Source organism: Brevundimonas sp., from assembly GCF_018608325.1.
Classification (GTDB): Bacteria; Pseudomonadota; Alphaproteobacteria; order Caulobacterales; family Caulobacteraceae; genus Brevundimonas.
Map to the genome: position 1 here is coordinate 1 of NZ_JABAZW010000020.1, position 7,716 is coordinate 7,716.

The 7,716-nt window shown below is 65.1% G+C and carries 5 protein-coding genes; 4 read left to right on the top strand and 1 reads right to left on the bottom strand.

Features of this window, described 5'->3' with window-relative positions; genetic code table 11:
- Positions 1 to 385 precede the first annotated feature (385 nt).
- Together QZ281_RS02220 and QZ281_RS02225 are read left to right on the top strand one after the other, a co-directional pair.
- Positions 386 to 814 carry a TadE family protein gene (locus QZ281_RS02220; protein ID WP_292224205.1) on the top strand — a complete coding sequence of 143 codons (429 nt, stop codon included), beginning with the start codon at positions 386 to 388 and terminating at the stop codon, positions 812 to 814.
- On the top strand, positions 814 to 2,463 hold the full coding sequence (locus QZ281_RS02225; protein ID WP_292224208.1) for a pilus assembly protein TadG-related protein: 1,650 nt from the start codon (positions 814 to 816) through the stop codon (positions 2,461 to 2,463). Before QZ281_RS02220 ends, QZ281_RS02225 begins: the two co-directional genes overlap by 1 nt.
- A 9-nt stretch (positions 2,464 to 2,472) precedes the next feature.
- Here the strand turns inward: QZ281_RS02225 and QZ281_RS02230 are convergent, their stop codons facing one another.
- The gene (locus QZ281_RS02230) at positions 2,473 to 3,828 is read right to left on the bottom strand and encodes a M23 family metallopeptidase (protein WP_292224211.1); all 1,356 of its coding nucleotides are present in this window, start codon (positions 3,826 to 3,828) and stop codon (positions 2,473 to 2,475) included.
- A gap of 456 nt (positions 3,829 to 4,284) precedes the next feature.
- Here QZ281_RS02230 and QZ281_RS02235 point away from each other — a divergent pair, with 456 nt between their 5' ends.
- Positions 4,285 to 7,410 carry a YdbH domain-containing protein gene (locus QZ281_RS02235; RefSeq protein WP_292224214.1) on the top strand — a complete coding sequence of 1,042 codons (3,126 nt, stop codon included), beginning with the start codon at positions 4,285 to 4,287 and terminating at the stop codon, positions 7,408 to 7,410.
- A gap of 83 nt (positions 7,411 to 7,493) precedes the next feature.
- Positions 7,494 to 7,682, top strand: coding sequence for a YnbE family lipoprotein (locus QZ281_RS02240; RefSeq protein WP_201100903.1), 189 nt, complete (start codon positions 7,494 to 7,496; stop codon positions 7,680 to 7,682).
- The last annotated feature ends 34 nt before the right edge of the window (positions 7,683 to 7,716 follow it).

Sequence of the window (7,716 nt, forward strand, 5' to 3'; positions counted from 1 at the left end):
CTTTCAAGGGCCGGACTCTAGCTCCGCGTGGAGGAAATTCTCAGGGGCACGTCACTGGGCATCCATTGGCTTTAGATGCGCGGTCATTAGCGGATCGGGTGGCTTTGCCGAGTACGGATCAGAAAACTATTATTCAAAATCCATTGTCCATCGATTAGGTTGAGCTGCTCTAAGCCGCGCGGTTTACATATATTTCATGGTGCAGTTGATTGCTTCAACTGCACCTTTTTTTCGGTTCTTTAAGTTCGAGTTTCTGATGAGGTGGCGGTAACGGGACGCGTTAACCTTAATAGCCGTTCTAATTGTGCCTACATGTACTACCTATGAGGGTAATATCTTGTTATCCTGAGTATGGAACACTTCATGCGTGTATATGGAGGCGTCCATGCGTCCCTTGTCGGTTAAGTCGAGTTTCGTGCGTGCGGAGGGCGGCAGCGCCGCGGTCGAGTTCGCCCTGGTCGGACCGATCATGGTCGTGCTGATGATCGGCATCGTCGTCTATGGCAGCTGGTTCCTGATGGCTCAGTCGGTCCAGAGCCTGGCGTCCGAGGGGGCGCGGGCGGCGATTGGCGGGCTGGACGCCAGCGAGCGGGAAAGCCTGGCGCGGGCCGAGGTCACGACTTCGGTCACGCGGATGGGGGCGCTGGTTCCCGCCAAGACCACAGTTCGAACGGTCAGCGACGCCCAGCGCCTGCAGGTCATCGTCGTCTATGACGCCCGGGACCATCCGATGATGGCGCTGGGCAGCATGTTGCCGCTGCCCCCGACAATCATAGAGCGCAAGGCGGTCATTCGCGTTGGAGGCTATAACTGATGGCCCGCATCCGGCATTTCATTACAGATCAAAGCGGCGCGATCGCCGTCATGGCGGCGGTGGGCGGGGGGCTTTTGTGCCTGTGCGCGGCTGTCGCTGTGGACATGGGGTCAATGGTCCTGCATGCGCGGCGGGTGCAGGGGGCGGCGGATCTGGCGGCCCTGGCGGCGGCACGCGACTTGAGCCACGCTTCGCAGGCGGCGTCCGCGACAGCGACCGCCAATCTGGAGGCGAACGCCGCCATGGCCATCGACGTCAAGGTCGGGGTCTATACGCCGAACCGGGCCCTGGCGCCGGCCGCGCGCTTCAGCCCGGGGCCGTCGGGCGCGAATGCGGCGCGGGTGACGGTGACCTCCAGGGCCCCGGTCTTCTTCAGTCGCCTGCTGCTGGGGCGCGACACGGTTGAGGTGACGCGCAAGGCGACGGCGGCTGCGCCGGACGCGCCCAAGGTCATGTTCTCGCTGGGCTCCCGCCTGGCCAGTCTGGATGGCGGCCTGGCCAACCAGCTGCTGAGCGGCCTGACGGGCAGCAAGGTGTCGCTGAGCCTGATGGATTATCGCGCCCTGGCGGATGTGAAGATCAATCTGCTGCAGTTCACCGATCTTCTGGCGACCAATGTGGGGGTCCGGGCAGGGGACTATGACAGTCTGCTCAAGACCGACGTCACGGCGGGCAAGGCGCTGAAGGTGATCGAAACCCTGGCGGGCGGGCGCGACGGCGGGGCGGTGGGCAAGCTGACCAGCGCAACGACGAAGGTGAAGCTGAACATGGGCCAATTGATCGGCGTCGACGCCCAGGCGCCGGAAGGCATCCGCAACGGCTTGAACGCCGATGTCTCGGCGCTGGATCTGATCATGGCCATGCTGGAGATCGGCGGCGGCGGTCGTCAAATGGCGCTCAACATTGATGCGCCGCTGGGTCTGGCCGATCTGAAGACCAGTCTGGCTGTGGGGGAGCGGCCCAATAATTCACCGTGGCTGACGGTCACGGCCAAGGGGGATCCGGTGATCCGCACGGCCCAGACGCGCCTGTATCTGCGCACAAGGACGACGGAAGTCCTGGCAGGGTTAGCTCAGGTGGAGCTGCCGATCCTGATCGAACTGGCCCCGTCAGAGGCCAAGTTGAAGGGGCTGACCTGCCGTCCCGCCAAGTCGGCGGATGTCGATGTCCGGCCCGGTCTGGCCCGCGCCTGGGTGGGTTCCATCAATGAGGCCAAGCTGGGGGATTTCAAGACGAACCTGAACCCCCAGCCTGCGACCATTGTCTATGCTTTGCTGGGATTGGTTCGATTAGACGCCAAGGCCGATATCGACGTGGGCGACCAGAGCTTCACCACGGCGCATTTTTCGGCGGCGGACATCCGGGATCAACGCGTGCAGACGGTCAAGGCGCGGGGACTGGCCAACGGCCTGACCTCGACCCTGTTGCAGCGGTTGGAGATCACACCCGTCGCCCTGGGGATTCCGCTGCCGTTGGGCGAACTGACCAAGGCGCTGGGCGTGCTGCTGTCCCCGATCGGGCCTGCGCTGGACCTTGTGCTCAACCCATTGCTGGATCTGCTGGGCGTCGGTCTGGGCGAGGCGGACGTGCGCGTGCACGGCCTGTCCTGCGCGGAAGGCGGCTATGCAGCCCCATATCTGGTCGGATGACGAAAGGCGTCAGCCCTGAGCGGGGCGAAGACCCTCGGCGGACGCCTGTTGAACGGCGGGGCGTTTCTGGCCGCCCGCGGCGATGACGCGGTCGATGCGGGCCTTCTCGGCGCGGAAGGCGGCCAGATCTGCGCCAGCCAGTTCGGTGCCTTCCTGAGTGCGGACGCCCGCTGGATTGATCCGCTGGCCGTTGCGCCACAGTTCATAATGCAGGTGCGGGCCGGTGGAGGCGCCGGTCGAACCGACGTAGGCGACGACCTGGCCCTGGCTGACGCGCTGACCGGCGCGCAGGCCGGTGGCGTAACGGGAAAGGTGGCCATAGCCGCTTTCCAGCCCGTTGTTGTGACGGATGCGCAGCCAGTTGCCGTAACCGCCCCAGCGACGGGCCTCGACCACCACGCCGTCGGCGGGCGCCACGACGGGCGTGCCGGAAGCGGCGGCGAAGTCGGTGCCCTGGTGCATCTTGCGATAGCCCGAGATCGGGTGCGTCCGCACGCCGAAGCCCGAGGAGACGCGGCGGAAGTTCTGCAGGGGTGTGCGCATCATCGATGAGCGCAGGTTCTTGCCGTTGGCGTCAAAGAACTGGGCTTCCTTCGCGCCCGCAGGCTGGAAGCGGTAGAAGGTCACGCCGCGCAGTTCGGCGTACAGCAGGTCGCCGACATTGACCGTGCGTCCGGCCTCGGTGATGTCGCGGTCGAAGACCATGGTGAACTCGTCCGACGAACGCACGTCGCGCTGCATGTCGAACTTGGTGGCGAACAGGCGGTTGGCGGCGCTGACGATCGAGGCGGCGGCGCCCAGTTCGCGGGCGCTGGCGGACAGGGAGCGTTCCACGTCGCCCTTGACCACCACGGTCTCGCGCGAAACCTTTTCCTCCAGCGAACGCAGGCGCAGGGCGCCGTCGAAGCTGCGCGACACGGTCAATTGCGTCGCCGGGCCGGTGCGCATGGTCAGGCCGATCAGGCGGGCGTCGCCCATGCCGTTGCGCGGCTTGGCGATGGCGGTTTCGAAACGCAGGCCTGCACGCAGGTCTTTCAGGTCGAAGGCGTTGGCGACTGTGGCGGCGACGGCGCTGGCTTCTTCCGGCGCGACGCCGGTGCGGCGCACGGCCTGCTCGAAGGTTTCACCGCGGCGAATCTGGACGGGGACGGCCTCGGGGGCGGTCATGCCGGCGGGGGCGTTGGCGGAGGCGAAGGCCTGAACTTCCAGAGCGGCGATCTGGGAGGCGGAAAGAACGGGAACTTCTTCGGCCTGGGCGGGTTGATAGGCTCGGCTGGCGAAAAGCGCGACTGACAGGGCCGCAACCGCCGTCAACATGTGCGGAGCTAGGCGCATCGGCTGGCGGCGTGGGTCGAACTGAGCCATCGTTCCCGTCGTTTTGCGACGCCATCCGGCGACAAGTCGGTCGTTAAGCAGGCTTACTCAAGTCAGGTCCGCCTTGTGACGCTTTCCAAGGCGAAGGGAAGGCGTATAGCGAGCCTGTGTCAGTTTGGGAAGACAGAGGGTTACAAACTGTTAATAAGCTAGGCTGTTTGGCGCGAATTTGCACGAAAACACCCTGTTTGCCCCCTGTTGTGGACAGGCCTGGCGTGTCTGACGGCGTTGCTGGTCCATAAACCGCCCTCATCGTATCATCTGTCACTGCAACGGTTCGCCGAATTGGGCGTTGAACGGCGCGCATTAATCTTGTGCTGACGCTTGGGGTGGCGATGATCGTGCGAAACCAGTTCCAGAAGACGACACGCCCGTTTGACCGATAATCCGCCAGAAGAAACCGCCAGTCCCGCGCCGCAGCCGCGAAAGCGCGCGCCGCAGCGTCGCGTGCGCCGCCTGTGGCTTGTTCTGCTTGGGGTTCTGGTCGTCGCCATTGTCCTGGCCAGCGCCCTCTATCTGAACCGGCGAGCGGCGGCGCGTGAAGTCCTGGTCGGGTGGCTGGATCGGCGCGGCATCGAGGCCGATGTCGATGTGCAGCGGCTGGAGCTGGACGGCTTTGTCGGGCGCATCCGCATCGGCGATCCGCGCGACCCGGACGTGGTCGTCGAACGGGTCGAGGTCGACTACGCCATTGGCATGCCGTGGACGAAGGCCGGATTTGGCGTGACGCCCAGCCGCATCCGTCTGGTGCGGCCGGTCATGCGGGCCAGTTGGAAGGACGGGAAACTGTCGCTGGGCTCGCTGGACCCCTTGATCAAGGAGTTCACCGGCGGCCCGCCCCGGCCGGATTCGCGCGGCCCCCTGGTGATCATCGAGGGTGGCCGCGGGCGTCTGGATACGGAATACGGTCCTGTGCAGGCCCTGGTCGACGCGCGTGTCGATGATGGCAAGCTGTTGCGGCTGAAGGGGCAGGCTACGGCCCAGACGCTCAAGAGCGGCGACACGCAAGCGCGTGATCTGAAGGTGGACATCGACCTGACCACGACAGGCGACCGGGTCAAGCTGCTGATCGACGCTGGTGCGGCAGGGTTCAAGACCCAGGCCTTGAACGGCGAAACCGCCCGCCTGCTGCTGACCGGCGACCTGCCCTATCCCAACATGAAGACGCAGCGTGGCGACGGTCGCGCCGTGATCGACGCCGCCCTGACCGGTGAAAGCCTGGGAAGCGCCGACACAACGGCGCGCGACGCTGCCTTGACCGCCCGGTTCGACGGCGCGGTATCCGGCTGGATTGAAAGCTTCCGGGCCGAAGGCGCGACGGCGCTGGGCCTGAAATCGGCACGTATCGATGGACCTGATGTGCAGATTCTGGGCGCAGACGCCGTGGCGGATGGCGGGCGGCTGGCGCTGTCGCGCGGCAAGGATTTCCGTTGGAGTCTGGCGACGCCCATCACCCTGAACGCTGCGTCGGGTCGAGCGGGCGAAGCCAAGGCTCAGGCCCTGACGATCCGCTCTTCCGGCCTGACCATGGGCGGTCGCAACGACACCTTCGAACTGACGGGGGCGGCGGCGACCACGGCGGGCGCGATCGGCTTTGGCGATGTGTCGCTGAAACGGGCGCGCAGCAAACTGAACCTCGATGTCGTCTATGACGGCGCGACGCGGATTTCCGCCGAGGGTTCTGTGGTCTCCGACGACGGCGCATGGCCCCTGTTCGGACCTGAGGCGGCGGATGAGGTCGCTGAACTGAAGGCCATGAAGCGCGCTCTGGGCGCGTTCGCCTTCAATGCGCCTGCGCTGCGGTTCTCGACCGGCACGGGGGGCACGGATGTGGTGTTGACCCGGCCTGCGACCCTGAGCCCGCGCAACGGCGGTGTGCTGACGATCGCCCAGGTCGGAGAGGCGGTTTATCAGGCCGAGCCGGGCCGTGCAGGCGGGGGCGCCTTGCAGGTCAATGCTACGCGCGGAGACGGCCTGCCCGAACTGGCTATCGCCGTTCCCGAATGGCGCCTGACGGACGCTGGATTCGAAGCGCATCTGGATGGCCGGGCCAAGCTGGACTTTGACCTGGCGCGGGGCATCGACGCCCAGACCAAGGGCGTGCTGGCCATGACGGACGGGCGGCTGACCTATGTCGCCGAGGACTGTGTAGCCCTGACCGTCGAGCGTCTGGCCATGGAGGAGAACGACGTCCGCGACATTGCGGGCAAGCTCTGTCCGGGCGCGGAGCCTCTGCTGAACTCCAAGGACGGCGTCTGGCATGTGGCGGCGGATGTTCAGGATTTCCAGGCCGAAGCCGCCTTCCTGGCCATGCGGTTTGCGGAAATCGGCGGCAAGCTGGCCGTGGATGGAAACTCCGCCGGCATCGGCCTGACCGCCCATGTCGCCGAGGGTCGGGTGTCCGACACCACGGACCCCCAGCGGTTCACGCCTTTGGCGGCGTCAGGCGAGGTGAAGCTGGCCAATGAGCGCTGGTCGGGCGGGTTTGATCTGAAGGGAACAGGCCCGGCGGCGTCCGCCCGGCTGGGACATCTGACCCTGGCGCATGACGGGCGCACTGGCGCAGGCGGCATCCAGATTTCAGCCCCGAACATCGTCTTCGCCGAGCATGGGCTGCAGCCGGACATGCTGTCGGCCCTGTCGGAAGAATTCATCCAGTCGCCGGTGGTCGGCACAGTCGGTTTCGAGGGACGTTTCGACTGGACCAAGACGGCGGAGCCGACGTCCAGCGGGCGGCTGACCATTCCGCGTCTGGACTTCACCAGCCCTGCCGGGGCGGTGAAGGGACTGAAGGGCGACATCGTCCTGACCAGTCTGACACCCTTGACCACGGCGTCCGATCAGCAGTTGACGATTGACGAGATGGCGATCGGCACCGACGTCACGGCGCTGAACCTGAAGTTCGATCTGGACGCCGAGGGGCTGAATGTTGCGGGCGGCACCGTCAATGCAGCAGGCGGCACGATTGCGCTGGAGCCGTTCGTCATCCCGCTGGATATCGAAAAAGGCTTCAACGGGGTGATCGTGCTGGACCGGGTCCAGTTGGGCGATGTGGTCGCCGACACCGGCTTCGATGACAAGGTGCTGCTGGATGCGGTGGTGTCGGGACGCCTGCCCTTCACCTATGATCCCAAGAACGGTCTGAAGATCGTCGCCGGATCGCTGGGCGCGGTCCAGCCCGGCAAGCTGTCGATCAAGCGTGAGGTCCTGACCGATGTCAGCGCGGGCGGGGCAGGCGAGGATGTGCCGCCGAACATGGTCGAGGATCTGGCCTATCAGGCGATGGAGAACCTGTCCTTCGACCTGCTGACCGCCGATGTGAACAGCATGGACGGGGGGCGCGTGGCGGTCCTGTTCCATATCCGCGGCGATCATAATCCGCCCAAGCGCCAGGAACTGCGCCTGACCATCTCGGAACTGATCAGCCGCAAATTCCTCAACCGCACCCTGCCGCTGCCGTCGGGGACCAAGATCGACCTGACGCTGGACACCACATTGAACGCCAACCAGCTGATTTCCGACCTGCTGCGGGTCAACCGCGCCCGCAGCGGCCAGATGGACGAACCTCAATAATATCAAACCTCGCCATTCAGCATGCGTTCACGCCACAGCATGCTATTAGACGCATCAACCTTGGCCGAACCGGAGCCTAAGCCATGATCAACAAGCGCCAACTGGCGGGCCTCGGATTGGGGGCGGTCGTCGTCGCCGTCTCGGCCTGCGCGCCGACCATCCGTCTGGAGGTTGCGCCGATCCAGATTTACGCCAAATTGGATGCCGATGTGCGCGTCCGACTGGATCAGGAACTGCAGCAACTGTTGCAGTCGAACCCGAACCTCTTCTGATCGCCTCGCTTTTTTAGAAAGGACAGGCTGACAT